The organism is Kitasatospora sp. NPDC004240, assembly GCF_053603215.1.
On the sequence record NZ_JBSGFD010000017.1, the window covers coordinates 26,646 to 50,053 of the forward strand.

General features: G+C 72.4%; 26 protein-coding genes. 11 read left to right on the forward strand and 15 right to left on the reverse strand.

Translation table 11 applies throughout. The annotated features are described in order from the left end of the window. Positions 1-190: 190 nt before the first annotated feature. Positions 191-1,096 carry a helix-turn-helix transcriptional regulator gene (locus ACWEQL_RS07350; RefSeq protein WP_452149214.1) on the reverse strand — a complete coding sequence of 302 codons (906 nt, stop codon included), beginning with the start codon at positions 1,094-1,096 and terminating at the stop codon, positions 191-193. Positions 1,097-1,197: 101 nt separating this feature from the next. Here ACWEQL_RS07350 and ACWEQL_RS07355 point away from each other — a divergent pair, with 101 nt between their 5' ends. The 5 genes from ACWEQL_RS07355 (at position 1,198) to ACWEQL_RS07375 (ending at position 5,606) form a co-directional block, all read left to right on the forward strand. Further along, positions 1,198-2,685 carry an MFS transporter gene (locus ACWEQL_RS07355; protein WP_452149215.1) on the forward strand — a complete coding sequence of 496 codons (1,488 nt, stop codon included), beginning with the start codon at positions 1,198-1,200 and terminating at the stop codon, positions 2,683-2,685. Between the two features lie 179 nt (positions 2,686-2,864). After that, positions 2,865-3,140, forward strand: a complete 276-nt coding sequence (locus ACWEQL_RS07360) for a hypothetical protein (protein ID WP_452149216.1) — start codon at positions 2,865-2,867, stop codon at positions 3,138-3,140. Further along, positions 3,137-3,565 carry a PIN domain-containing protein gene (locus tag ACWEQL_RS07365; protein ID WP_452149217.1) on the forward strand — a complete coding sequence of 143 codons (429 nt, stop codon included), beginning with the start codon at positions 3,137-3,139 and terminating at the stop codon, positions 3,563-3,565. The genes ACWEQL_RS07360 and ACWEQL_RS07365 overlap by 4 nt, the downstream gene beginning before the upstream one ends. 50 nt (positions 3,566-3,615) lie before the next feature. After that, complete coding sequence (locus ACWEQL_RS07370) at positions 3,616-4,194, forward strand: NADAR family protein (protein WP_452149218.1); 579 nt, start codon at positions 3,616-3,618, stop codon at positions 4,192-4,194. Between the two features lie 194 nt (positions 4,195-4,388). Beyond that, positions 4,389-5,606 (forward strand): hypothetical protein, encoded by a 1,218-nt coding sequence (locus tag ACWEQL_RS07375; protein WP_452149219.1) that lies wholly within the window; start codon positions 4,389-4,391, stop codon positions 5,604-5,606. Between the two features lie 88 nt (positions 5,607-5,694). Here the strand turns inward: ACWEQL_RS07375 and ACWEQL_RS07380 are convergent, their stop codons facing one another. Next, on the reverse strand, positions 5,695-7,077 hold the full coding sequence (locus ACWEQL_RS07380) for a glycine--tRNA ligase (protein WP_452149220.1): 1,383 nt from the start codon (positions 7,075-7,077) through the stop codon (positions 5,695-5,697). 224 nt (positions 7,078-7,301) lie between these two features. On the opposite strand from ACWEQL_RS07380, the gene ACWEQL_RS07385 reads away from it, so the two are divergent. From ACWEQL_RS07385 to ACWEQL_RS07400, 4 genes are read left to right on the forward strand one after another with little or no spacing between them, the layout of a single operon-like run. Next, positions 7,302-8,252, forward strand: coding sequence for a metal ABC transporter substrate-binding protein (locus ACWEQL_RS07385; RefSeq protein WP_452149221.1), 951 nt, complete (start codon positions 7,302-7,304; stop codon positions 8,250-8,252). A 17-nt stretch (positions 8,253-8,269) separates the two neighbouring features. Then, positions 8,270-9,034: a metal ABC transporter ATP-binding protein gene (locus tag ACWEQL_RS07390; RefSeq protein WP_452149222.1), complete on the forward strand. Its 765-nt coding sequence runs from the start codon at positions 8,270-8,272 to the stop codon at positions 9,032-9,034. Continuing rightward, positions 9,031-9,963 carry a metal ABC transporter permease gene (locus ACWEQL_RS07395; protein WP_452149223.1) on the forward strand — a complete coding sequence of 311 codons (933 nt, stop codon included), beginning with the start codon at positions 9,031-9,033 and terminating at the stop codon, positions 9,961-9,963. Before ACWEQL_RS07390 ends, ACWEQL_RS07395 begins: the two co-directional genes overlap by 4 nt. A 35-nt stretch (positions 9,964-9,998) precedes the next feature. Continuing rightward, a complete protein-coding gene (locus tag ACWEQL_RS07400) occupies positions 9,999-10,409 on the forward strand; it encodes a Fur family transcriptional regulator (RefSeq protein ID WP_452149224.1) in 411 nt (136 codons plus the stop codon). An 89-nt stretch (positions 10,410-10,498) separates the two neighbouring features. Here ACWEQL_RS07400 and ACWEQL_RS07405 read toward each other — a convergent pair whose 3' ends face one another. The 4 genes from ACWEQL_RS07405 to leuA all read right to left on the reverse strand — a co-directional run bounded on the left by ACWEQL_RS07405 (position 10,499) and on the right by leuA (position 14,919). Next, positions 10,499-11,338: an isoprenyl transferase gene (locus tag ACWEQL_RS07405; protein ID WP_452149225.1), complete on the reverse strand. Its 840-nt coding sequence runs from the start codon at positions 11,336-11,338 to the stop codon at positions 10,499-10,501. A gap of 4 nt (positions 11,339-11,342) precedes the next feature. Further along, the gene (gene recO / locus ACWEQL_RS07410; protein ID WP_452149226.1) at positions 11,343-12,089 is read right to left on the reverse strand and encodes a DNA repair protein RecO; all 747 of its coding nucleotides are present in this window, start codon (positions 12,087-12,089) and stop codon (positions 11,343-11,345) included. 111 nt (positions 12,090-12,200) lie between these two features. Beyond that, on the reverse strand, positions 12,201-12,893 hold the full coding sequence (locus ACWEQL_RS07415) for a TerB family tellurite resistance protein (RefSeq protein ID WP_452149227.1): 693 nt from the start codon (positions 12,891-12,893) through the stop codon (positions 12,201-12,203). A gap of 229 nt (positions 12,894-13,122) precedes the next feature. After that, on the reverse strand, positions 13,123-14,919 hold the full coding sequence (leuA, locus tag ACWEQL_RS07420) for a 2-isopropylmalate synthase (protein WP_452149228.1): 1,797 nt from the start codon (positions 14,917-14,919) through the stop codon (positions 13,123-13,125). A gap of 365 nt (positions 14,920-15,284) precedes the next feature. Between leuA and ACWEQL_RS07425 the strand changes: the two genes are divergently transcribed. Together ACWEQL_RS07425 and ACWEQL_RS07430 are read left to right on the forward strand one after the other, a co-directional pair. After that, the gene (locus ACWEQL_RS07425; RefSeq protein ID WP_452149229.1) at positions 15,285-16,307 is read left to right on the forward strand and encodes a M4 family metallopeptidase; all 1,023 of its coding nucleotides are present in this window, start codon (positions 15,285-15,287) and stop codon (positions 16,305-16,307) included. Positions 16,308-16,375: 68 nt separating this feature from the next. After that, a complete protein-coding gene (locus ACWEQL_RS07430) occupies positions 16,376-16,642 on the forward strand; it encodes a protealysin inhibitor emfourin (protein WP_452149230.1) in 267 nt (88 codons plus the stop codon). A gap of 39 nt (positions 16,643-16,681) precedes the next feature. Here ACWEQL_RS07430 and era read toward each other — a convergent pair whose 3' ends face one another. The 9 genes from era to ACWEQL_RS07475 form a co-directional block, all read right to left on the reverse strand. Further along, complete coding sequence (gene era / locus ACWEQL_RS07435; RefSeq protein ID WP_452149231.1) at positions 16,682-17,614, reverse strand: GTPase Era; 933 nt, start codon at positions 17,612-17,614, stop codon at positions 16,682-16,684. 75 nt (positions 17,615-17,689) lie between these two features. Further along, a complete protein-coding gene (locus tag ACWEQL_RS07440) occupies positions 17,690-17,851 on the reverse strand; it encodes a hypothetical protein (RefSeq protein ID WP_452149232.1) in 162 nt (53 codons plus the stop codon). Between the two features lie 171 nt (positions 17,852-18,022). Next, entirely contained in the window at positions 18,023-18,376 is a 354-nt protein-coding gene (locus ACWEQL_RS07445; RefSeq protein WP_452149233.1) for a cytidine deaminase, read from the reverse strand. Positions 18,377-18,433: 57 nt separating this feature from the next. Then, positions 18,434-18,973, reverse strand: a complete 540-nt coding sequence (locus ACWEQL_RS07450; RefSeq protein WP_452149234.1) for a DUF4383 domain-containing protein — start codon at positions 18,971-18,973, stop codon at positions 18,434-18,436. A 27-nt stretch (positions 18,974-19,000) separates the two neighbouring features. Continuing rightward, positions 19,001-19,237 carry a hypothetical protein gene (locus ACWEQL_RS07455; protein ID WP_452149235.1) on the reverse strand — a complete coding sequence of 79 codons (237 nt, stop codon included), beginning with the start codon at positions 19,235-19,237 and terminating at the stop codon, positions 19,001-19,003. A gap of 66 nt (positions 19,238-19,303) precedes the next feature. Continuing rightward, a complete protein-coding gene (locus tag ACWEQL_RS07460) occupies positions 19,304-20,632 on the reverse strand; it encodes a hemolysin family protein (protein ID WP_452149236.1) in 1,329 nt (442 codons plus the stop codon). A 12-nt stretch (positions 20,633-20,644) separates the two neighbouring features. Then, entirely contained in the window at positions 20,645-21,139 is a 495-nt protein-coding gene (ybeY, locus tag ACWEQL_RS07465; protein WP_452149237.1) for an rRNA maturation RNase YbeY, read from the reverse strand. 14 nt (positions 21,140-21,153) lie between these two features. Further along, entirely contained in the window at positions 21,154-22,272 is a 1,119-nt protein-coding gene (locus tag ACWEQL_RS07470) for a PhoH family protein (protein ID WP_452149238.1), read from the reverse strand. Between the two features lie 217 nt (positions 22,273-22,489). Next, entirely contained in the window at positions 22,490-23,407 is a 918-nt protein-coding gene (locus tag ACWEQL_RS07475; protein WP_452149239.1) for a ribonuclease Z, read from the reverse strand. Between the last annotated feature and the right edge of the window lies 1 nt (position 23,408).

Below are 23,408 nucleotides of genomic sequence, written 5' to 3' on the forward strand. Positions count from 1 at the left end.
GCGCCGCCGGAGCCCGGCCGTCCGGTGGCCCGCGCGGTCCGCCGCCGTGCTGCTCACCGCCGACGCCCTGGTGGACGTCGCCACCGCCGCGCCCGGCCTGCCGCTGCTCGCCGCCCTGCTGATGGCCTTCGCCGCCGAACTGCCGCTGGCCGCACTGTGCCTGGCGCTGGCGCGGGGAGGCCGGCGGCCGCTACCGCGGCCCGCCGCGCAGCAGCTCCATCCGCTCCCGGGTCTCCTCGTCCCGCGGCGTGTAGGCGACCAGGCGGGTGCTGGGGCGCGGACCGAGCCAGAAGCTGGTGTAGTCGCAGTGCAGCAGCCCGACGCCGGGGATCAGGAAGCGCTTCACCCCGTTGCCCGGGGCGGCCACGTCGTGCCGGCCCCAGGCCTCCTCGAAGAACGGCGAGGCCCTGCGCAGCCGGGCGAGCAGCGCCTTCCAGGCCGGCTCCGCGCTGTGGTCGGCCATCCCCGAACGGAACCGCGCCACCATGCCCTCGCGCTCGGTCTCGTGGTCGACCAGGACGTCCCGGAAGCGCGAGGGCGTGAACGCCATCCACATCAGGTTGCGGTCCTCGAAGGGCAGCGCGTCGAGGTCGCCCACCAGGTGGGCGTACTCCGGGTTGTGCGCCAGCACGTCGTAGCGGGCGTTGACCACCGCCGCCGGGTACGGCGACATCCGCTCCAGCACCAGCCGGATCGCCGGGGTCACCGTCAGGCACTCCACCACCGGTGACGGGTCGTCCGCGCCGGCCAGCACGAACAGGTGCGCCCGCTCGGCCGGGTCCAGCTGCAGCGCCCGCGCCACCGCGTCCAGCACCTGGACGGACACCTGGATGTCCCGGCCCTGCTCCAGCCACGTGTACCAGGTCACCCCGACCGCGGCGAGCTGCGCCACCTCCTCGCGGCGCAGCCCGGGCGTCCGGCGGCGGCCGGTCGGCGGCAGGCCGACCTGCTCCGGCGCGATCCGCTCGCGGCGGCTGCGCAGGAAGGCCGCCAGCTCGTGCCGCCGGGTGTCGGCCGACGCCGTGACGGGTGCCGGGACGGGTGCCGTCGCGGGTACCGGGAGGGGTTCCGGGGAGAGGGCGGTGGTGAGGCTCATCCCCCCAGCATGAGGCACCGACAAACCTGTTGCCAGGTACTTCTCATACCCGGATAAGCACACTCTGGTACCAGGTTGCCGGGCGGCCCATCGTGGTGTCCGTGACCCAGAACCTCGTGTCCCCCCGCCCCGGCGCCGCCACCCGCCCCGCGCCACCCGTCCAGGCCCCCGCACCCACCGCCGGCCCGGCCCCCGACTCCCCGGCCGCCCGTACCCTGGGCACCGCCGGCCTGCTGACCGTCCTGCTCGGCGCCTTCCTCCCGTTCCTCGACTTCTTCGTCGTCAACGTCGCCCTGCCCACCATCGACCACGAGCTCGCGGCGGGGCCCGCCGTCCTGGAGCTGGTGGCCGCCGGGTACGGCATCGCCTTCGCCGTCCTGCTCGTCCTGGGCGGACGCCTCGGCGACATCCTCGGCCGCCGCCGGCTCTTCGTCCTCGGCGCCGCCGCCTTCGCCCTCACCTCGCTGGCCTGCGGGCTCGCCCCCGGCGCCTGGACCCTGGTGGCCGCCCGCGCCGCCCAGGGCGCCTCGGCCGCCCTGCTGATCCCCCAGGTGCTCGGCACCATCACCGCCACCACCACCGGTGCCCGGCGCGGCCGGGCCCTCAGCCTCTACGGCGCGGTCGGCGGCATCTCGGTGGTCGTCGGCCAGGTGGCCGGCGGCATGCTGATCGCGGCCGACCCGTGGGGCACCGGCTGGCGCTCGGTCTTCCTGCTGAACGTCCCGTTCGCCCTGCTCGCCCTGGTGCTCGCCCTGCGGTACGTCCCGGAGAGCCGCGCCGCCCGGGCCGCCCGGGTGGACGTGCCCGGCACCCTGCTGCTGACCGCCGCCGTGCTGGCGCTGCTCATCCCGCTGATGGAGGGGCGCGCGGCCGGCTGGCCGCTCTGGTCCTGGCTGCTGCTCGGCCTGTTCCCGGTGTTCGCGGCCGCCTTCGCCCTCGTCGAGCACCGCACCGAGCGCCGCGGCGGCGACCCGCTCGTCCCGCCGTCCCTGCTGCGGATCCCCGAGATGCGGCGCGGGCTGGGCATCGCCCTCCCCTACTTCGCGGGCTTCGGCGGGTTCATGTTCGTCATCGCGGTCTCCCTCCAGCAGGGCCTGCGCCTCGGGCCGGTCGCGGCCGGCTGGGCCCTCGTCCCGATGGCCGTCGGCTACTTCTGCGCCTCGCTCGCCGGCCCGCGGCTGATCGGCCGTTTCGGCAGCCGGGTCCTCACCGCCGGCGCCGTCGTCCAGGCCGCGGGCCTGGCCACCCTCGCCCTCACCGTCCTCGCCGACTGGCCCGGGCTCACCCCGCTGCGGATGGCCCCCGGCGTCGCGCTCGCCGGCATCGGGCAGGGCCTCATCGGCACCCCGCTCTTCCGGGTCATCCTCTCCAAGGTGCCCGCCGACCGCGCCGGCGTCGGCAGCGGCGTCCTCGCCACCGGCCAGCAGGCCAGCCTCGCCCTCGGCGTCGCCACCCTCGGCACGCTGTACCTGGCGCTCGCCCCCGCCCTCGGCCAGGACCGCGCCCTCGTCCTCTGCCTCGCCCTCCAGCTGCTGGGCTCCTTCACCGTCCTCCTCCTCACCACCCGCCTGCCCCGCACCATCGGCTGACAGCGCGGCCGAAGGATGACGATCTTTCCTCGGTCACCAGGTGCGCGGGACCGGTCGGTCCCGCGCACCTGCCGTCACCACCGGTCGATCCGCCCGATCGTTCCCGCCGCGCGGGCACCGCGCGGCTAGGCTGGTGGCCGAAGGGGAACCGCACGGGACTCGACGTGGAGGAGTTGATCATGAGCACCGCCTCGGACCTGCCACTCCCGGCGCACCGCCCGCCCGAATCCCACCCGCTCAGGACCATCCGGGAGATCCGCGAAGCCCTGGCCCCCGAACAGGCCGAGCACTTCGACGCCGAACTCGCGGACACCGACATCGCCGCCCTGCCCGAGATGATCCACCGCTGGGCGACCCTCGGCGGCGACGGTTTCGTCGATCACCTGCTGTCGACGCCCTTCGACGGGCTGGACTTCGGAGACCGCTCCTACGACGACACGGCGAACGGCGAGTGATCTACCTTCTCGACACGAACGTGGTCGCCGAGCTCACCAGCCGGCCGAGGCCCGCACCGGCCGTCCTCGCCTGGATCCGCTCGATCCCGGCTCCCGACCTGTTCCTGAGCGTCATCACCATCGCCGAGATCGAGGCGGGCGTCGCGCTGGTGTCGGACCCGGTACGCCGAGGCGTTCTCGAACTGGCCCTTCATGGCATCCGCCACGAGTACCACGGCCGGATCGCCGCCATCGGGGAGGTGGAGGCCCGCGCCTACCTCGATGTGCACCGCACGCTCAAACGCGCGGGATCGACCGTCGATCCGCCCGACACATTGATCGCCGCGACTGCGATCGCGAACGGTTGGACCGTGGCCAGCCGCAACATCAAGCACCTCGCCCGTACGGGCGCCCTCACGCTGAACCCGTGGGAGTACCAGGGGTAGCGGGATCAATTCATTGGCCGCCGGCCACCCCTTTGTGTCAGCATGACGATATGACGAACGTGGAGATCGGGAACCCGCTGGACGCCCGCAACCGGGCCGACCTGGTGGCGGCGGTGGCGGCCGGGGCCAGGCCCAGGTGGCTGATGTTCTGGGGACACCGGCCGCAGCGGGACGGCTCGATCGGGCCGGGATCGCTCAGCCAGTGGTGGCCGTCCGCCTTCACCGTGGACGGGGTGCGGTACGCCACCGCCGAGCACTGGATGATGGCGGGCAAGGCGCGGATGTTCGGCGACGAGGCGATCGTGCCGCGGATCCTGGCCGCGAAGTCCCCCGCCGAGGCGAAGAAGCTGGGCCGGCAGGTCCGCGGCTTCCGGGACGCGGTGTGGACGGCCGGACGCTTCGAGCTCGTCGTCGAGGGCAACCTCGCCAAGTTCGGGCAGGACGAGGCGCTGCGGGAGTACCTGCTCGGCACCGGCGGGCGGGTCCTGGTGGAGGCGAGCCCGATGGACCGGATCTGGGGCATCGGGCTGGCGGCGGACGACGAGCGTGCGGAGCACCCGGCGAGCTGGCGCGGGGAGAACCTGCTCGGCTTCGCCCTGATGGAGACCCGCACCCGGCTCGCCGGGTGACCGCCCCGACAGCGCGATAGGCACCCCGATCGCCCCGCGCGGCCGCCGCCGTGCCGCTCGCCGGGAGTGCCGGGAGGGCCGGGTGCGCCCTCCCGGACGCGAGTTGCCAACCAGTGGACGTACGGATGTAACGCTCCGGCCGTATTACGACGCCAGGATGACCAGATGTCAGGGTCAGGCACACAAACGGCGGGATGATCACCATGCGGACCACACAAGCGGACCAACGCACCCATCCGGTCGGCCACACGGAGCAGGACGTGGCCGAACTGCGCTCCGAGCTCGACGAGTTGCTGCGCGCCCGGCAGTACGCCACGGTGCGGGAGCGGCGGTTGGCCGACGCCGTGCGCCAGGCCGGCCCGGCCCCGGAGGAGGGGCTGCTGCGGCAGCTGACCCAGGCGCGCACGCTGCGCGAGGGGCTGGGCACGCGCTGCCTGGAGCTGAGCGACCAACTCCACTCCGCCGAGGGCCGGTTGCGCGACCTCATCCCCCGGCAGGCGACCGGCTCCCCGGCGGACGCCCACCCCCGCCGCCCGGAGGCCCCGGCCGCCGCGGCACCGCCGCCGGCCCCGGCCGCCGCACCCGCACCCGTCGCGCCGCCCGCACCGGTCGCACCGCCCGAGCCCCCCGCCCCGCCCCGGCGCCGCAGCGCCAATGAACTCGCCGCCATGGCCGAGCGGGTGGCCACCCTGCACCAGCACGCCGCCACCCGCGAACTCGCCGAACTGCTCACCCAGGCCGCCACCCTGCTGGCCCCGGCCGACGTGGCCCACCTCGCCGGGCTGCTCGGCCGGCGCGGACCGCAGGGCGCCGCCGCGCAGCTGGTCCGGGCCGCCGCCCAGGCCGCCCCGCGGCAGGCCGCGCGGACCCTGGCCGAGCTACGGAAGGCCGAACTGGCCGAGGAGGCCGCCGCGTTGTTCCACACGCTGTGGAGCTACCCGGCCACCGCGCTGCCCGCCCTGCTGGCCGCCCTGGAGGACGCCGGCCAGCACGCCGACGGGCCCACCCTGCTCTGGGAGTGGGGCTCCGCCCCGATACCCGAACTCGCCGCGCTGGCAGCCGGGTTGCACGGCTCGGGCCGCGGCGTGGACGTCCGCACGCTGCTGCGCCAGGCGGCCGGGCGCCAGGTCGGCGAGCTCGCCGACCTGGCCACCGCGCTCCCGGCGCCGCTGGCCTCCGTCCTGCTGCGGGAACTGCCCGCGCTGCGCCCGCCCGGCGACCTGGTGCGCACCGCCACGGCGCTGCTCGGCCACCGCGAGCTGTACGACGAGCTGCTGACCGCCCTGCTCGCCGACCAGGCCCGCCACCGCACCACGCTGGCCGCGCTGCGCTCGGCCGACCTGCCGGTCACCCCGGCCGGCCCCCGCCGCTCCTGGTGGAACCGGCGCCAGCAGCCCCCGCAGCCGATGTAGCCCCCGACCGACCGACGTCACGCCCCCACGACAGCAGAGAGCCCCCGCACACCCGAAGGCGCACGGGGGCTCCCCCGACGTACCGGACTCAGCAGCCGATCAGTCGCGCGGCCAGGTAGGACTTCACCTGGTCGAGCGAGACGCGCTCCTGGGCCATGGTGTCGCGCTCGCGCACGGTCACCGCGTTGTCCTCGAGGGTGTCGAAGTCGACGGTGACGCAGAACGGCGTGCCGATCTCGTCCTGGCGGCGGTAGCGCTTGCCGATCGCGCCGGCGTCGTCGAACTCGACGTTCCAGGCGGTGCGCAGGTCGGCGGCCAGGCCGCGGGCCTTCGGCGAGAGGTCGGCGTTGCGCGACAGCGGCAGCACCGCGACCTTGACCGGGGCCAGGCGCGGGTCCAGCCGCATGCCGACGCGCTTCTCCATGACGCCCTTGGCGTTGGGCGCCTCGTCCTCGAAGTAGGCGTCGAGCAGGAAGGCCAGCATGGCGCGGTTGAGGCCGGCCGCCGGCTCGATGACGTACGGGAAGTACCGGTCGCCGGACTCCTGGTCGAAGTACCTGAGGTCCTTGCCGGAGTGCTCGCTGTGGACGGACAGGTCGTAGTCGGTGCGGTTGGCGATGCCCTCCAGCTCCGAGAACTCCTGGCCGCCGAAGTTGAAGCGGTACTCGATGTCCACCGTGCGCTTGGCGTAGTGGGAGAGCTTCTCCTTCGGGTGCTCGAAGAGGCGCATGTTCTCGGTGCGCAGGCCGAGGCCGACGTACCAGTCCCAGCGCTGCTGGAGCCAGTACTCGTGCCACTCGTCGTCCTCGCCCGGCTTGACGAAGAACTCCATCTCCATCTGCTCGAACTCGCGGGTCCGGAAGATGAAGTTGCCGGGGGTGATCTCGTTGCGGAAGCTCTTGCCGACCTGGGCGATGCCGAACGGCGGCTTCTTGCGCGAGGTGGTCTGCACGGCGCTGAAGTTGGTGAAGATGCCCTGCGCGGTCTCCGGGCGCAGGTAGGCCAGGCCGCCGGCCTCCTCGGTGACGCCGAGGTGGGTCTTCAGCATGCCCGAGAACTCCTTGGGCTCGGTGAAGGAGCCCTTGGTGCCGCAGTCGGGGCAGTTGATGTCCTGGAGGCCGTTGGCCGGCGGGTAGCCGTGCTTGGCCTCGTACTTCTCCTCCAGGTGGTCGGCCCGGTGGCGCTTGTGGCAGGAGAGGCACTCGGTCAGCGGGTCGTTGAAGGTCGCGACGTGGCCGGAGGCCTCCCAGACCTCGCGGGCCAGGATGACCGACGAGTCGAGTCCGACGACGTCCTCCCGCGCCTGGACCATCGCGCGCCACCACTGGCGCTTGATGTTCTCCTTGAGCTCGACGCCCAGCGGCCCGTAGTCCCAGGCGGCACGCGTGCCACCATAGATCTCGCTGCAGGGGTAGACGAAGCCACGGCGCTTGCTCAGGCTGACGATCGTCTCGATCTTGTCGGCGGCCACAGTGCTCTCTTCAGTACGACGGCGCGGTCAGGGCACGGCTGGTTGCGCGTACCCGAATACCTCAGATTACCGGCCATACGGGTACGTGATTCAAATCGGTTCCGACCGGACCGTGAAGGAGCCGCGGCCACCGTACGACTCGCACAGCTCACCCGCAGGATCCCCACCATTCGGCCGTCCGAGTGATTTGACAATCATTTCCATCTAAGATGAGAATGGTTGTCATGATGATCCGACGACGCGCACGAGCCTCCATAGCCCTGACCGCCACCGCCCTCGCCGCCTCGCTGCTCCTCACGGCGTGCGGCGGCGACAGCAGCGCCAAGGGCACGGACGGCAAGCTGAACGTCGTCGCGTCCTTCTACCCGATGGAGTTCCTCGCCTCGCGGATCGGCGGCGAGCACGTCAAGGTCACCGGGCTCACCGCCGCCGGCGTCGAGCCGCACGACCTGGAGCTCACCGCCAAGCAGATCGGCGCCGTGCAGAAGGCCGGTGCGATCGTCTACCTCAAGGGCCTCCAGCCGTCCGTCGACAAGGCGGTGGAGCAGTCCCACTCCAAGCACCGGATCGACGCCACCGCCGCCAGCCCGCTGGTCGACCACCACCTCGCGGAGGGCCACTCCGAGGGCGACGGCCACGACCACGACGGGGCCGCCGGCGACCCGCACCTGTGGCTCGACCCGACGCGGTACGCGGCGGTCGCCAGGAGCGTCGGCGACGAGTTCGCCAAGGCCGACCCCGCGCACGCCGCCGACTACCGGAAGAACACCGAGGAGCTGGTCGGCACGCTCACCGCCCTGGACAAGGAGTTCCAGGACGGCCTGCGGAACACGAAGACCAAGACCTTCGTCACCAGCCACACCGCCTTCGGCTACCTCGCCGAGCGCTACGGCCTCACCCAGGTCGCCATCAACGGCGTCGACCCCGAGTCCGAGCCCACCCCGGCCCGCCTCGCCGACGTGCAGAAGGCGGCCCGGGAGAACGACGTCACCACGATCTTCTTCGAGACCCTGGTCAGCCCCAAGCTGGCCGAGACGGTCGCCAAGGACCTGGGCCTGAAGACCGCCGTCCTCGACCCGCTGGAGGGCGTCAAGGACCCGGCCAAGGACGACTACCTGTCCGTGATGAAGCAGAACCTCACCAACCTGCAGGCCGCCCTCGGGGCCACCAGCTGACGGGACCACAGCACCCGATGAACACCGACACACCACCGGCCGTCCGCCTCCGCAACGCCGTCGCCTCGCAGGGCGGCCGGCCGGTGCTGCGCGGCGTGGACCTCACGGTCCGCGCCGGCGAGGTGGTCGCCCTGCTCGGCGCCAACGGCTCCGGCAAGTCCACCACCGTCAAGACCGTGATCGGCGCCGTCCCGCTGGAGCGCGGCGAACTGGAGCTGTTCGGCACCCCGTTCGGCCGGTTCCGCGCCTGGCACCGGATCGGGTACGTGCCACAGCGCACCACCGCCGCCTCCGGCGTCCCGGCCACCGTGCGCGAGGTCGTCTCCACCGGACGGTTGCCCCAGCACCGGCTGCTGCCGTTCCGCCGCAAGGACCGCGAGGCCGTGGACCGCGCGCTGGCCACCGTCGGCATGCTGGACCGCGCCCGGGACGGCGTCAGCGACCTCTCCGGCGGCCAGCAGCAGCGGGTGCTGATCGCCCGCGCCCTGGTCGGCGCCCCCGAGCTGCTGATCATGGACGAGCCGATGGCCGGCGTGGACGCCGCCAGCCAGCAGGTGCTCGCCGACACCCTGCGCGCCGAGGTGGACCGCGGCACCGCCGTCCTGCTGGTGCTGCACGAACTCGGCCCGCTGGAGCCGCTGATCGACCGCGCGGTGGTGCTGCGCGACGGCTGCGTGGCCCACGACGGCCCGCCCGTGCCCAACACCGGTCTGCACGCCCTGCCCGGCCACGACCACGTCCACCCGCACGCCGACCACACCCCGCCGAGGCTGCTCGCATGATCGACCTGACCGAGATGCTCAGTTACGACTTCATGCAGCGGGCGCTGCTCGCCGCCGTACTGGTCGGCGTCACCGCCCCCGCCGTCGGCATCTACCTGGTGCAGCGGCGCCAGGCGCTGATGGGCGACGGCATGGGCCACGTCGCACTGACCGGCGTCGGCCTCGGCTTCGTCTTCCAGACCAGCCCGGTCTGGATGGCCGTGCTGGTCTGCGTGGCCGGCGCCGTCACCATGGAGCTGGTCCGCTCGCGCGGCAACCAGCGCGGCGACATCGCCCTCGCCCTGCTCTTCTACGGCGGTATGGCCTGCGGGAAGCTGCTGGTCTCCAAGGCCTCCAAGGGCGGCGGGGCCACCGCGCTGGAGAGCTACCTGTGGGGCTCGATCCTCACCGTCTCCCCCGCCGACCTGGTCACCATCGCGGTGCTCGGCGCCGTGGTGATCGCGGTCACCGTGGGCCTGCGCCGCCAGCTCTTCGCGATCTGCCAGGACGAGGACTTCGCCAAGGTCACCGGCGTGCCGGTGCGGCTGCTCAACCTGCTGCTCGCGGTGATGGCCGCGGTCACCGTCACGGTCGCGATGCGGGTGGTCGGGCTGCTGCTGGTCAGCGCCCTGATGGTGGTCCCGGTGGTGGCGGCCCAGCAGCTCACCCGCTCCTTCGCCGCCACCCAGGCCGGCGCCATCGCCATCGGCGTGATCGTCTCGCTGACCGGCGTCACCACCTCCTTCGAGACCGAGCTGCCGCCCGGCCCGAGCATCGTGCTGCTCGCCATCGTGCTCTTCGCCGTGTTCACCGCGATCGCCACCCCGCTGGCCCGCCGCCGGCACCGCGCGGCCGCCGACACCGGGCCGCGGGTGTGCGACGTCCAACTGCCCCGGCCGACCGGTTCCGACGCGACCGAACCGGTGCACGGGGCGGGGCTGGCACAATGAGGTGCGAGACGCCGACACCCCCAGGAGGACCCACGGTGACCACCGCAGGCCAGTCGCCGCGCGCCCGCTCGACCCGGCAGCGCGCCGCCGTCTCGGCGGCCCTGGACGAGATCGCGGACTTCCGCAGCGCGCAGGAGCTCCACGACCTGCTCAAGCACCGGGGTGACTCGGTGGGCCTGACCACGGTCTACCGCACCCTGCAGTCCCTCGCCGACGCCGGCGAGGTGGACGTGCTGCGCACCGCCGACGGCGAGGCCGTCTACCGCCGTTGCAGCAGCGGGCACCACCACCACCTGGTCTGCCGCCACTGCGGCGCCACCGTCGAGGTCGAGGGCCCGGCCGTGGAGCGCTGGGCCAACTCGGTCGCCGCCGAGCACGGGTTCAGCGACATCGCGCACACCCTGGAGATCTTCGGCGCCTGCTCGGAGTGCGCGCGCAAGGTCTGAGGCACCTGCCCACGGGGCACGGAGCACACGGCGCAGGGCCCGCGGGACGTCGTCCCGCGGGCCCTGCGGCCGTTCCGGCGTGGCCGGCCTCAGCGCTGCGCCGGCAGCCCGCCCGGGGCCGGCACCTCGTTCGGGATCGCGCCGCCGAAGCGGCGGTCGCGCATCGCGTACTGCTCGCAGGCCCGCCACAGGTCGCGGCGGTCGAAGTCCGGCCAGAGCACGTCCTGGAACACGAACTCGGCGTACGCGGACTGCCAGAGCAGGAAGTTGGACGTCCGCTGCTCGCCGCTGGGGCGCAGGAAGAGGTCCACGTCCGGCATGTCCGGGTGGTACAGGTACTTGGCGATGGTCTTCTCGTTGACCTTCTTCGGGTCCAGCCGGCCGGCCGCGACGTCGGCCGCGATCGCCTGGGCGGCGTCCGCCAGTTCGGCCCGGCCGCCGTAGTTGACGCACATGTAGAGCGTCACGGCGTCGTTCCCCTTGGTCTGCTCCTCGGCGACCTTGAGCTCCTGGACGACGCTCTTCCACAGCTTGGGCATCCGGCCGGCCCAGCGCACCCGGACGCCCATCTCGTCCATCTCGTCGCGGCGGCGGTGGATGACGTCCCGGTTGAAGTTCATCAGGAACTTCACCTCGTCGGGCGAGCGCTTCCAGTTCTCGGTGGAGAAGGCGTACAGCGAGATGTTCTTCACGCCGAGCTCGATCGCGCCCCGCAGGACGTCCAGCACCACGCTCTCGCCGATCTTGTGGCCCTCGGTGCGCGGCAGGCCGCGCTCCTTCGCCCAGCGTCCGTTGCCGTCCATGACGATCGCGACGTGGTTGGGGACCAGCTCGCCGGGGATCTTCGGGGGCTGGGCGCCGCTGGGGTGCGGGGTCGGGGGGACGTACGTCCGCTGCTTGCCGCCGCCGAAGAGCCGTCGCGCTGCCATGTGCTCACTTCTCCACGTATCTCATCGAGCGGATGCCCCGCTCCAGGTGCCACTGCAGATAGGCCGCGACCAGGCCGCTGCCCTCCCGCCAGTACCGCGGCTCGCAGGCGTCGGCCGTCCGCCAGTCCCCTGACAACAGCGCCCCGAGCAGTACCAGTGTCTCAGGGGAGGGTACGGCACAACCGGGCACTCGGCAGTCCGCGCACAGCACGCCGCCCGCCTGGAGGGAGAAGAACCGGTTCGGCCCCTCCAGACCGCATTTGGCGCAGTCGGTGAAGCTCGCGCCGTACCCGTTGACCGCGAGCGAGCGCAGCAGGAAGGCGTCCATCACCAGGTGGGACTCGTGCAGCCCGGCGGCGAGGGTGCGCAGTCCGCCCACGAGCAGCAGGTACTGCTGCACGGCCGGCTCGCCCTCGTTCTCGGCGAACCGTTCCGCCGTCTCCAGCATGGCCGTCCCGGCGGTGTAGCGGCCGTAGTCGGTGACGATCGACCCGCCGTACGGGGCGATGGTCTCCACCTGGGTGCAGAGCGGCAGGCCGCGGCCGACCAGCTCGCTCCCCCGGCTGAAGAACTGCACGTCCACGTGGGAGAACGGCTCCAGCCGGGCGCCGAACTTGGACTTGGTCTTGCGCACCCCGCGGGCCACCGCGCGCACCTTGCCGTGCTGGCGGGTGAGCAGGGTGATGATCCGGTCGGCCTCGCCGAGCTTCTGCGCCCGCAGCACCACGCCGTCGTCCCGGAAGAGGCTCATCGGCGGACCTCGAACAGTGTGGACATCCCACCATTGTCCCCCAGCCCCCGCCCTCGCCGACCCGCCACCCGTGACGGCCCGCCCGGGCACCGCGGACGGTATCGGCGGGTGTCAGCGCGGGGCGCGGGTCGCCGCCTCCAGCAGCGCGGCGACGCGCTCCTGCGGCAGGTCCAGGCAGCGTCCGACGGCGGCCAGCGCCTCGCGCTCCTGCGGGAGGTAGCGGCCGTCGGAGAGGGCGATCTGGGCGCCGAGCAGCACCAGCCGCTCGCGGCCCTGCCGGGCGAGGTGGGGGGCGAGCGGTTCGAGCGCGGCGTGCAGTTCGACGGCGAGGCCGCCGGCCTCCCCCAGCCTCCGGCCGGGAGGTGCCCCCAGTTCGTGGGCGTCGTAGAGTTCGCCGCCGAGGCCGGAGAGCGCGGCGAGCGCCGCGAGGACCTGGGCCTCGCCGCAGTCGTCGAAGCCGGCCTCCCGGACCACCCCGCAGGCCGCCTCGCGGGCGTTGCGGTGACCGGTGCCGCCGGCGGCCAGCATGGCCAGCGCGACGGTGTACTGCGCGTCGCGCAGCAGCCCGGTCAGGCGGACGCAGGTGGGCTGTTCCAGGCTCTCGACGCCGTAGCGGCCGTGGCAGAAGGTGCACTGCACGCAGCCGAGGACCGGGCCGAGCGGCAGCACCGGGGTGCCGAGGATCCGCAGCCACCGCCGGCCGTGCTGCCGGCGGTAGTTGCGGTCTCCGCCGCAGCCTGGACAGAAGAAGTCACCGAGAACGTCAGTCCGCCACCGCGGGCGGACACCCCACAACCCTGTCACGGCGCCAACTCCCCAGACATGGCAGGCGGCCTGCCACAACCATGGGCAGGTCACGCGACCGGAACCCGGACCGTCCCACCGGCCCGGTTCTCCGGTGCGTCGATGTTGCCACGGTTAAGGGCACGTGTCAGCACCCCCAACGGAGAAAAATGTGGCGCAGGCCACACCCCGGCCGGACAGCGGGGCGGGCCGCCCCGGAGGGCGGCCCGCCGTGGTCCACTCGTGGGGGTCAGCCGCGCTGCGAGCGGTTGACGGCGCTGATCATCGCCTTCAGCGAGGCCAGCACGGTGTTGCCGTCGACGCCGACGCCCCACATCACCCTGCCGTCCACCGCGCACTCCACGTACGCGGCGGCCTGGGCGTCGCCGCCCTCGCTCAGCGCGTGCTCGCTGTAGTCCAGCACCCGGACGTCCACGCCGATCTGGGCCAGCGCGTCGGCGAAGGCGGAGACGGGACCGTTGCCGTGGCCCTGCAGGGCGACCTTGACGCCGTCCACGACGGCCTCGGCGGTCAGCGCGTCCCGGCCGTCCTCGGTGGTCAGGGTGCGCGATCCGCTCAGCGAGACGCGGCCCCACGGGTTGTCGGTGGTCGGCAGGTACTCGTCCTGGAAGACCGCCCAGATGTCGGCCGGGGAGACCTCGCCGCCCTCGGCGTCGGTCTTGGCCTGGATGATCCGGGAGAACTCGATCTGCATCCGGCGCGGCAGGTCCAGCTTGTGGTCGTTCTTCAGGACGTACGCGATGCCGCCCTTGCCGGACTGGCTGTTGACCCGGATGACCGCCTCGTAGCTGCGGCCGACGTCCTTGGGGTCGATCGGCAGGTACGGCACGCCCCAGGTGTGCTGCCCGACCGGTACGCCGGCCGCCTTCGCGTCCGCCTCCAGGGCGTCGAAGCCCTTCTTGATGGCGTCCTGGTGCGAGCCGGAGAAGGAGGTGTACACCAGGTCGCCGGCGTAGGGGTGGCGCTCGGGCACCGGCATCTGGTTGCAGTACTCGGCGGTGCGGCGGATCTCGTCGATGTCCGAGAAGTCGATCATCGGGTCGACGCCCTGGGAGAACAGGTTCATCCCGACGTTGACCAGGTCCAGGTTGCCGGTCCGCTCGCCCTGGCCGAACAGACAGCCCTCGACGCGGTCGGCGCCGGCCATCACGGCCAGCTCCGCGGAGGCCACGCCGGTGCCGCGGTCGTTGTGCGGGTGGGTGGACAGACAGACGAACTCGCGGCGGGACAGGTTCCGCGACATCCACTCGATCTTGTCGGCGTAGACGTTCGGGGTGGAGCGCTCGACCGTGGTCGGCAGGTTCAGGATGATCTCGCGGCCCTCGCCGGGCTGCCAGACGTCCATGACCGCCTCGCAGACCTCCAGCGCGAAGTCCAGCTCGGTGTCGATGAAGATCTCCGGCGAGTACTCGTAGCCCAGGACGGTCTCCTCGCCCAGCAGCTTCTCCGCGTACTCCATCACCAGGCGGGTGCCGTCGACCGCGATCGCCTTGATGTCGTCCTTGCTGCCCTTGAACACGACCCGGCGGAACAGCGGGGAGGTCGCGTTGTACAGGTGGACGGTCGCGCGCGGCGCGCCCTTCAGGGACTGCACGGTGCGCTCGATCAGGTCCTCGCGCGCCTGGGTCAGCACCGAGATGGTGACGTCCTCGGGGATCGCCCCCTCCTCGATCAGCGACCGTACGAAGGCGAAGTCGGTGGCGCCGGAGGACGGGAAGCCGACCTCGATCTCCTTGTAGCCCATGCCCACCAGCAGGTCGAACATCTTGCGCTTGCGGGCCGGGGACATCGGGTCGATCAGCGCCTGGTTGCCGTCCCGCAGGTCGGTGGACAGCCAGCGCGGGGCCTTGGTGATCACCTGGTCGGGCCAGGTGCGGTCCGGCAGGTCGACGGTGCCGAAGGGCACGTAGCGGTGGAACGGCATGCCCGAGGGGCGCTGGCGCACGGAGGCGGCGGTGATCGGGGTCGGACGGTCGACGAACGCGCGGGCGGCGGGGATGGACACGGCGGAGCTCTGCTCGGTCATGGAGTTGACTCTCGTCTTCCTGTGATGCGGGGCTGGTCGGGGCGGAGTGGACACCCGACAGGCCGGCCTGCTGCCGCTCGCGATCCGTCGACGGATCGCCCGTTACATACGCGCAGCACAGTCCCCGCGGCGAGGGAGCCGGCCCCTGATGGACTACAGGCCCTCGACGCGGCAGCTAAGAAGAAGCAGCCCGTGACGCATGATGTCTCCCAGCGTAACCCAGCGCAGCGCGACCCCGAAGTGAACCGCGCGACGTTTCCACTCCTTGAGACGGCGCCGTGGACACGCCGCGAACCTCCGAGGGCGCCCACGCGCCCCCGTCCGCACTGATGACAACACGTCATGAATGCCTCACCCTGGGCGACATGACAGCAGACACGCCGCTCTGCGCGATCGTCCCGCCGTACATCCTGGACCGCCTCGCCGAGGACGGTCACCCGCCCGCCACCCGCTCCCTCGCCCTCGACTCGGTGCACCGCACGGCCCGGCTGGCCGCGATGCTCCCCCAGTCCGGCTCGACCCGCCTGGAGCGGATCGTCTGCGACACCGGCCACACCGAGCAGCTGCCCGGGCGCACCGTCCGCTCCGAGGGCGAGCCGGCCTGCCCGGACGAGTCCGCCAACCGCGCCTACGACGGCCTGGGCGCCACCCACCGGCTCTTCGAGGAGGCGTACGGGCGCCACTCGATCGACGGCTACGGGATGCGCCTGGAGGCCACCGTCCACTACGGGCACCGCTACGACAACGCCTTCTGGGACGGCTCCCGGATGGTCTTCGGCGACGGCGACGGCGTGATCTTCAACGACTTCACCGTCTCGCTCGACATCATCGGCCACGAACTCGCCCACGGCGTCACGCAGTTCACCGCCGGCCTGGAGTACCGCGGGCAGTCCGGCGCGCTCAACGAGTCGATGTCCGACGTCTTCGGCTCCCTGGTCAAGCAGTACGCGCTGGGGCAGGACGCGAGCGAGGCCGACTGGCTGATCGGCGCCGGACTGCTCGCCCCCGGGGTGCAGGGCTCGGCGCTGCGCTCGCTGCGGGCGCCCGGCACCGCGTACGACGACCCCCGGCTCGGCAAGGACCCGCAGCCGGCCCACATGCGCGACTACGTGCGCACTACCCAGGACGCGGGCGGGGTGCACATCAACTCCGGCATACCGAACCACGCCTTCTACCGGCTCGCCACCGCCCTCGACGAACCGGCCTGGGAGCGGGCCGGCCGGATCTGGTACGACGCGCTGACCGGTCGGCGGATCACCGCCAACGCGGGCTTCACGCTCTTCGCCCGGGCCACCGTGGCGGCGGCCCGGACCCGCTACCCGGAGGACCGCGCGCTCGCCGACACGGTCACCGCGGCCTGGGCGCAGGTGGGCATCAGCCCGGGTTGAGGGCCGCTTAAGGCAAAGGTCGGGGAAAACCCCGGCAAACCCCATCCCTGCGTAGCACCATGGACACCATGCGTATCCAGGTGACCCGGACCGGCGGCTTCGCGGGAATCGTCCTCCGCGCGGAGCTCGACACCGCCGAGCGCACGGACGCCCCGCACGTCCACGCCCTCGCCCGCGAGGCCGTGGCGGGCGGGCTGCGGGCGCCCTCGTACGGGGTGCCCGACGGCTTCCACTACGAGATCACCGTCGACGGCCGGACGGTGCACTGCGCGGACCCGAAGCTCACCGAGTCGCAGCGGGAGCTGGTCTCGCTGGTGCTGCGCGAGGGCGCGTGACGGGCTCCCGCCCGCCGCGCGCCCCCGCCGGGGGCCGGTTCAGAAGCCGAGCTTGCGCAGCTGCTTGGGGTCGCGCTGCCAGTCCTTGGCCACCTTGACGTGCAGGTCGAGGTAGACCGGCGTGCCGAGCAGCGCCTCGATGTGTTTGCGGGCCGTGGTGCCGACGTGCTTGAGCCGTGAACCCTTGGCGCCGATGACGATCGCCTTCTGGCTCTGCCGCTCGATGTAGACGTTGGCGTGGATGTCCAGCAGCGGACGGTCCGCCGGGCGGCCCTCGCGCGGCAGCATCTCCTCGACCACCACCGCGAGCGAGTGGGGCAGTTCGTCCCGGACGCCCTCCAGCGCGGCCTCGCGGATCAGCTCGGCGACCATGATCTGCTCGGGCTCGTCGGTGAGGTCGCCGTCCGGGTAGAGCGGCTGGCCCTCCGGGAGCAGCTTGGCGATCAGCTCGCCGACCAGCTCGACCTGCTTGTCGCCGACCGCCGAGACCGGGATGATCTCGGCCCACTCGAAGCCCAGCTCCTCGCCGAGCTGGTGGACGGCGATCAGCTGCTCGGCCAGCCGCTTGGAGTCGACCAGGTCGGTCTTGGTGACGATGGCGACCTTGGGGGTCTTGCGGATCTCGGCGAGCTCCTTGGCGATGAACTTGTCGCCGGGGCCGAGCTTCTGGTCGGCGGGCAGGCAGAAGCCGATCACGTCGACCTCGGCCCAGGTGCTGCGGACCAGGTCGTTGAGGCGCTCGCCGAGGAGGGTACGGGGCTTGTGCAGCCCGGGGGTGTCGACCAGGACGAGCTGCGCGTCCGGGCGGTGCACGATGCCGCGCACGGTGTGCCGGGTGGTCTGCGGGCGGTCGGAGGTGATCGCGACCTTCGTCCCCACCAGGGCGTTGGTCAGCGTCGACTTGCCCGCGTTGGGCCGGCCGACGAAGCACGCGAAGCCGGAGCGGTACGGGGAGGGGGAAGGGGCACTCATGGGCCCCATTCTCCCTGATCGATCGGAGCGGAACCGACCGCCCGCCGGTCGCCGCCCCGGGTCACCGTCCGGCGTTCACTCCTTCTTGCCGCCGAACGCGGCGCTCAGCCCGGAGACCAGCACGATCAGCAGGAAGGCGACCGATCCCCAGAGCCAGAACGGCGAGCCGGTCTCCTGCCATTTGCCCATGCCCATGATCCCGAGCAGCAGTCCCGCGAAGAACGCGTACGGCCCCATCTCCCAGCCCCCCTCACCGCCACACTCCCCGGTGAGATTATCCGCCCGACAGACGGCGGAAGGCGCCCGGGTCTCCCACCCGGACGCCCGCCACGACCACGGGCGCGGCCATGGGCACGGCCACCGCGGCGGCCGGCCGGGGCCCGTTCGGAGCCCGCCCGGCGCCGGGCCTCAGCGCGCCTCGGCGGTCAGCCGCAGCACCCCGTCCGGACCGGCCAGCAGCACCGGCGTGCCGGCGCCGCCGAGGTCCCGGACGGCCGCCAGGTCGTCCTCCGCCAGCTCCCGCGCCTCGCCGACCACCGCGGCCGCCTCCAGCGAACGGGCGCCGCTGGCCACCGCCATCGCCACCGCCGTGCGCAGCGCGCTCAGCCGCAGCGAGTCCAGCGCCACCGTGCCGGCCACGTAGGTGCGGCCGGTCTCGTCACGCACCGCGGCCCCCTCCGGGACGCCGTTGCGGGCGCGGGCGGAGCGGGCCAGGGTGATGATCTTCTTGTCTTCGGGGTCGAGCTCGACGATGTCACTCATGCCGCTGAGCATAGGCGCCCCGGATCGGGGCCCGGATCAGTGGCCGATCGGGTCGGATCAGTGGCCGATCGGGTTGGGCGGCCCGGGCTTCATCACCTTCACGAAGGTCTTCGGACCGGACGGCAGCGCCTGCTCCTCCCCGGTGCGCTTGCGCCAGTACGGGTTGTCGTGCGGCAGGTGGCTGCTCACCCTGCCGTACATGCCGAACGTCAGCACGGCGAACCCGAAGATGAAGGCGAACAGCACGTTGGACATCCGGAAGTTGAGGATGTTCGCGTCCGGCCGGCCGAGCACCGTGAGCCCGTAGAAGCCGGAGAGGATGAACAGCACGCCGACCGACATGTTGATGTTGGAGGCGATGTTCCCGCCGATCAGCGCGCCGACGATCAGCACGCCGCCGGCCACGAGGGACAGGATGCTGAGCGCCCCGTTGGTCGACATCCCCGCGACCTCGTCCCCGGAGGTGTTCAGGAAGGTCGGATGGCCGGCCAGGCCGAGGCACCCGAAGACCAGCAGGAACACCCCTCCGAGCCCGGCACCGATCCGGTACACCTGGGCCAGCTTGTGGTCGACCGGCAGTTCGTCTTGCAGCTTCATGGTGACCTCCACCATGGTCCTGGAACGCTATGCCTGGTGGTCCGCCGGGAGGAACGGCGCCTCGTGCAGGTAGAGCGAGCCGCACTGCTGGCAGCAGGGCCGCTCGGTCTTCCCCCAGGCGTCCTCGCTCTCGTTCTCGGCGTCCTCACCCATGGTCCGCCCGCACATCGCCGTCGAGGGATCGTTGTCCCGGACCACGTGCCAGGTCTTGACCCCGCCCGTCCGGCCCCGCGGGCCGTACTCCGCGCGCAGTAGATGAGTCATGACCTCATGGTCGGACGACGGCGCCCGGCCCGGCAACTCGGCCGGACCGGGCGCCGTCACCGGGTCTCACTCCGCGGGCCCGTCCGGCTCCTCCTCGGAGGGCTTCCGGACCGGGGCGGCCACCATCGAGCCGATCCGGTTGCGCCGGCCGGCCGAGGACTCGGCGGTCAGCCGGATCGCCACCAGCTCGGTGGGCGCCTCCTCCGGCAGCGGGATCTCGCAGGACGAGCCGGGGATCGGCACCCGGCCCAGGTGCTTGGCGAGCAGGCCGCCGACGGTCTCGACGTCCTCGTCCTCCATCGCGATGCCGTACAGCTCGCCCAGGTCCTCGACCAGCAGTCGGGCGGTGATCCGGAACGAGCCGTCCCCGAGGTCCTCGACCGGCGCCATCTCCCGGTCGTACTCGTCGGTGATCTCACCGACGATCTCCTCCAGGATGTCCTCGATGGTCACCAGGCCGGCCGTGCCGCCGTACTCGTCGATCACGATCGCCACGTGCGAGCGCATCTGCTGCATCTCGCGCAGCAGGTCGGCGGCCGGCTTGGAGTCCGGGACGAAGACCGCCGGGCGCATCACCCCGCCGATCTCCTCGGCCTCGGCGTCCCGGTTGATGTGGGTGCGGCGCACGAGGTCCTTGAGGTAGACGATGCCCACCACGTCGTCCTCGTTGTCGCCGACCACCGGGATCCGGGAGAACCCGGAGCGCAGCGCCAGGGTCAGCGCCTGCCGGACGGTCTTGTGCCGCTCGATCATCACCAGGTCGGTGCGCGGCACCATCACCTCGCGCACGATGGTGTCGCCGAGCTCGAAGACCGAGTGCACCATGCGGCGCTCCTCGTCCTCGATCAGGTCGTCCTTCTCGGCGAGGTCCACCAGGGCCCGCAGCTCCGCCTCGGAGGCGAACGGCCCCTCCTTGTACCCCTTGCCGGGGGTCAGCGCGTTGCCGAGCAGGATCAGCAGCCGCGGGATCGGCCCGAGGATCCGGGCCAGCGGCAGCAGCACGAAGGAGGCCGCGGTGACCGTGGTCAGCGGGTGCTGGCGGCCGATCGTGCGCGGGGAGACCCCCACCGCCACGAACGAGACCAGCACCATCACGCCGAACGCCAGCAGCACCGCCTGCCAGGTGGTGTCCAGGTTGCGCACGCACACCACGGTGACCAGGACCGCCGCCGCCATCTCGCTGGCCACCCGGATCAGGGTGGCCAGGTTGAGGTAGCGGATCGGGTCCGAGGCCAGGGTCAGCAGCCGGGCCGACCCCCGACGGCCGGCCCGGACGGCCTCCTCCGCCCGGAACCGGGAGACCCGCGAGATGCCTGCCTCCGCACACGCGGCCAGCCAGCCGAGCCCCACGAGCAGCACGGCACCGACGATGAAGCTCGTACTCCCCTCACTCACGGGCGCCGGGCCTCAGTGGGTGGTGGGGGCCGGCGAGATCCCGCCGAGGCCCCGGCCGGCCCGCCAGCCGTCGAGGATCCGCTTCTGGAGGGCGAACATCTCCTCCTCCTCGTCGGGCTCCTCGTGGTCGTAGCCGAGGACGTGCAGCACCCCGTGGACGGTGAGCAGCTGCAGCTCCTCGTCCATCGAGTGCTGGGACGGGGCCGCCTTGCCCTGCTGCTCGGCGACCTCGGGGCAGAGCACGATGTCGCCGAGCAGGCCCTGCGGCAGCTCCTCGCCCTCCTTGCCGGGGCGCAGCTCGTCCATCGGGAAGGACATCACGTCCGTGGGGCCCGGGAGGTCCATCCACTGGATGTGCAGCTCCTCCATGGCCGCGCTGTCCACCAGGATCACGGACAGTTCGGACTGCGGGTGGATCCGCATCTTGTCCAGGGCGTAGCGGGCGACGTCGAGGATGGACTCCTCGTCGGCGTCCCGGCCGGACTCGTTGGCGATGTCGATCGACATGACGGGCTGGTTACTCAGCTTTCGGTGCGATGGGACTGTCGGGGTGCGCGAGAGCTGCGCCGCGGGGCGGGCTTGCGGGCCGCGGGGGCGTTCTCCTCGGCCTCCTGCCGGGCGTCCCAGCGCTCGTACGCGTCCACGATCCGGCCGACCAGCTTGTGGCGGACCACGTCGGTGCTGGTGAGGACGGAGAAGTGGATGTCGGGCACGTCGGCCAGGATCTCCTGGACGACCTTCAGGCCGCTGCGGGTGCTGCCCGGGAGGTCGATCTGGCTGGTGTCGCCGGTGACGACCACCCGGGAGTTGAACCCGAGGCGGGTGAGGAACATCTTCATCTGCTCGGGCGAGGTGTTCTGGGCCTCGTCGAGGATGATGAAGGCGTCGTTGAGGGTGCGGCCGCGCATGTAGGCGAGCGGCGCGACCTCGATGGTGCCGGCGGCCATCAGGCGCGGGATGGAGTCCGGGTCCATCATGTCGTGCAGCGCGTCGTACAGCGGGCGCAGGTACGGGTCGATCTTCTCGTAGAGGGTGCCGGGCAGGAAGCCCAGCCGCTCCCCCGCCTCGACGGCCGGGCGGGTCAGGATGATCCGGTTGACCTCCTTGGCCTGGAGGGCCTGGACGGCCTTGGCCATCGCGAGGTAGGTCTTGCCGGTGCCGGCCGGGCCGAGGCCGAAGACGATGGTGTGGCGGTCGATCGCCTCGACGTAGCGCTGCTGGTTGAGGGTCTTGGGGCGGATGGTCCGGCCCCGGTTGGACAGGATGTTCGCGGTGAACACCTGGGACGGCGCCGGGCTGTCCGGGTCGTCCACGGCGCTGCGGAGCATGGCGATGGAGCGCTCCACGGAGTCCTCCGTCAGGGGTTGGCCGGTGCGCAGCACCAGCATCATCTCGTTGAAGAGCTGCTGGACGAGGGCGACCTCGGCGCGTTCCCCGGTGGCGGTCACCTCGTTGCCGCGGACGTGGATGTCGGCGGCGGGGAAACCCCGCTCGATCACCCGGAGCAGCGAGTCCGCGGTGCCGAGCAGGGTGACCATCGGGTGCTTCTCGGGGATGACGATCCGGGCGCTGGTGCGGCCGTCGTCGGCCGGCTCGGGACGCGACTGTCCGTTGGTACGGGTCTGCGATGTGTCACTCATAGGTCGGCGCTGGGGCCTGCCTCATCCCATCCGTGTCTCGTGGTGCCGCTCGGTCGGTCCGGGGTCACCAGGGTACGCCGCGGGCGTGATCGCCGTGGCGGGCGGCGACGCCGCACCCGTCGATGCTGGGGCAGAGCGGGCCGCGGGCGCGAGCGGTTTTCGCGCGCTCCCGCGGTGCCCGTACGCGCCCGGTGTCCGTCCGCGTTCAGCGCCGCGTTCAGCGCCGCGGGGGTACGGGTACCCGGGCGAGGTCCTCGGCCACCACGATCTCGCCGTCGAAGTGGGCGCGGGCCTCGGCGAGGTGCTGGGTGAGGTCGGGGTAGCGCTGCGAGAAGTGGGTGAGGACCAGGGTGCGCGCACCGGCCTCGGAGGCGACCTTGGCGGCCTGTCCGGCGGTGAGGTGGCCGTGGTCCTCGGCGAGGTGGCCGTCGGCGTCGGTGAAGGTGGACTCGATGACCAGCAGGTCGGCGCCCTCGGCGAGCTCGTGGACGCCGTCGCAGAGCCGGGTGTCCATGACGAAGGCGAAGCGCTGGCCGGGCCGGGGCTCGCTGACCTCGTCCAGGGTGATCCGGCGCCCGTCCAGCTCCAGGGCGCCCTGGTGCTGGAGCCGGCCGACGTCCGGGCCCGCGACGCCGAGGGCGGCCAGCCGCTCCGGCACCAGGCGGCGACCGTCGGGCTCGGTGAGGCGGTAGCCGAAGGACTCGACGGGGTGCGAGAGCCGGACGGCGTCCAGCGCGAAGCGGGCGCCGGGGGCGGGCAGCGGGCCGGGCTCCTCGATCGGACGGGGGCGCAGCACCGCGGTCTCGTGGAAGGCGGTGGCGTGCCGCAGCCGTTCGAAGTAGACCTCGCCGGAGGCCGGGAAGTAGACGTCCACCGGGTGTGGGACGCGGTCCAGGTTGATCCGCTGGATGACCCCGGCCAGGCCCAGGCTGTGGTCGCCGTGGAAGTGCGTGACGGCGATCCGGGTGATCTGCGTGGCGGAGACCCCGGCGTGCAGCATCTGGCGCTGGGTGCCCTCGCCGGGGTCGAACAGCAGGCCCTCGCCGTCCCAGCGCAGCAGGTAGCCGTTGTGGTTGCGGTGCCGGGTGGGCACCTGGCTGGCGGTGCCGAGGACGACGAGTTCGCGCTGGGACAAG

Bases quoted from the DNA above. Each gene is read 5' to 3' on its own strand.
- ACWEQL_RS07450 (WP_452149234.1), bottom strand. From the start codon at position 18,973: ATGAAGCTGCAAGACGAACTGCCGGTCGACCACAAGCTGGCCCAGGTG.
- recO (WP_452149226.1), bottom strand. From the start codon at position 12,089: ATGAGCCTCTTCCGGGACGACGGCGTGGTGCTGCGGGCGCAGAAGCTC.
- ACWEQL_RS07405 (WP_452149225.1), bottom strand. From the start codon at position 11,338: ATGGCAGCGCGACGGCTCTTCGGCGGCGGCAAGCAGCGGACGTACGTC.
- ACWEQL_RS07455 (WP_452149235.1), bottom strand. From the start codon at position 19,237: ATGACTCATCTACTGCGCGCGGAGTACGGCCCGCGGGGCCGGACGGGC.
- ACWEQL_RS07385 (WP_452149221.1), top strand. From the start codon at position 7,302: ATGATGATCCGACGACGCGCACGAGCCTCCATAGCCCTGACCGCCACC.
- ACWEQL_RS07370 (WP_452149218.1), top strand. From the start codon at position 3,616: ATGACGAACGTGGAGATCGGGAACCCGCTGGACGCCCGCAACCGGGCC.
- ybeY (WP_452149237.1), bottom strand. From the start codon at position 21,139: ATGTCGATCGACATCGCCAACGAGTCCGGCCGGGACGCCGACGAGGAG.
- era (WP_452149231.1), bottom strand. From the start codon at position 17,614: ATGAGTGCCCCTTCCCCCTCCCCGTACCGCTCCGGCTTCGCGTGCTTC.
- ACWEQL_RS07425 (WP_452149229.1), top strand. From the start codon at position 15,285: ATGACAGCAGACACGCCGCTCTGCGCGATCGTCCCGCCGTACATCCTG.
- ACWEQL_RS07440 (WP_452149232.1), bottom strand. From the start codon at position 17,851: ATGGGGCCGTACGCGTTCTTCGCGGGACTGCTGCTCGGGATCATGGGC.
- ACWEQL_RS07430 (WP_452149230.1), top strand. From the start codon at position 16,376: ATGCGTATCCAGGTGACCCGGACCGGCGGCTTCGCGGGAATCGTCCTC.
- ACWEQL_RS07375 (WP_452149219.1), top strand. From the start codon at position 4,389: ATGATCACCATGCGGACCACACAAGCGGACCAACGCACCCATCCGGTC.
- leuA (WP_452149228.1), bottom strand. From the start codon at position 14,919: ATGACCGAGCAGAGCTCCGCCGTGTCCATCCCCGCCGCCCGCGCGTTC.
- ACWEQL_RS07395 (WP_452149223.1), top strand. From the start codon at position 9,031: ATGATCGACCTGACCGAGATGCTCAGTTACGACTTCATGCAGCGGGCG.
- ACWEQL_RS07470 (WP_452149238.1), bottom strand. From the start codon at position 22,272: ATGAGTGACACATCGCAGACCCGTACCAACGGACAGTCGCGTCCCGAG.
- ACWEQL_RS07360 (WP_452149216.1), top strand. From the start codon at position 2,865: ATGAGCACCGCCTCGGACCTGCCACTCCCGGCGCACCGCCCGCCCGAA.
- ACWEQL_RS07445 (WP_452149233.1), bottom strand. From the start codon at position 18,376: ATGAGTGACATCGTCGAGCTCGACCCCGAAGACAAGAAGATCATCACC.
- ACWEQL_RS07390 (WP_452149222.1), top strand. From the start codon at position 8,270: ATGAACACCGACACACCACCGGCCGTCCGCCTCCGCAACGCCGTCGCC.
- ACWEQL_RS07350 (WP_452149214.1), bottom strand. From the start codon at position 1,096: ATGAGCCTCACCACCGCCCTCTCCCCGGAACCCCTCCCGGTACCCGCG.